At 69.3% G+C, this 658-nt stretch carries 1 protein-coding gene; it reads left to right on the plus strand.

What is annotated here, in order from left to right:
* Positions 1-579 (plus strand): transposase (locus HUA74_RS44950; protein WP_217443737.1); only part of this gene is annotated, 579 nt, incomplete at its 5' end.
* Positions 580-658 lie beyond the last annotated feature (79 nt).

The raw sequence follows: 658 nt of genomic DNA on the forward strand, positions 1-658 counted from the left end.
CGAGCGCAGGCGGTTGAAGTGCCGTACACAGACGCATTCAAGGCGCAGATGGTGAAGCGGATGATGGGCCCGAGCGCGGTGAATGCCTCGACGCTGGCCCGGCAGGTAGGAGTGTCCCAACCGACGTTGTCGCAGTGGTTGCGCGCGGCGAATAGGGTAGCGGCCATGATGCCCCCGTCCGACGAGAAGAAGCCCGCCCCGCCCGCTGGGCCCAAGAAGTGGACACCCGAGGAGAAGGTGCGCGTGCTGGCGGCGGCCCAGGAACTCAAAGGCGAGGAGTTGGGGGCGTTGCTGCGCGGAGAGGGGCTGCATGAAGCGCAGCTGCGGGAGTGGCAGCAGGCGGCCGCGGGGGCGCTCTCCGGCACGGCGAGCGAGCCGCTGCCGGCCAAGGAGCGCAAGCGGCTGGCCGCCGCCGAGAAGCGGGTGAAGGAGCTCGAGCGGGAGCTGCACCGCAAGGAGAAGGCGCTGGCGGAGACGGCGGCACTGCTGGTGCTCGAAAAAAAACTTCAGGCGATGGGGTGGGACGAGAGGCACCTGGCAGACGAGGACGACTCCGGGGACGAGAAGAGCGAGAAATGACGCTCGCCCACGTCGACGAGGCCCTGGAGAAAGGCGTGCGCCTGGAGGCCATCTGCGAGCGGCTCGGGGTGGCCCCGCG

The sequence above is a fragment of the Myxococcus sp. CA051A genome, from assembly GCF_013336705.1.
Lineage (GTDB): Bacteria > Myxococcota > Myxococcia > Myxococcales > Myxococcaceae > Myxococcus > Myxococcus llanfairpwllgwyngyllgogerychwyrndrobwllllantysiliogogogochensis.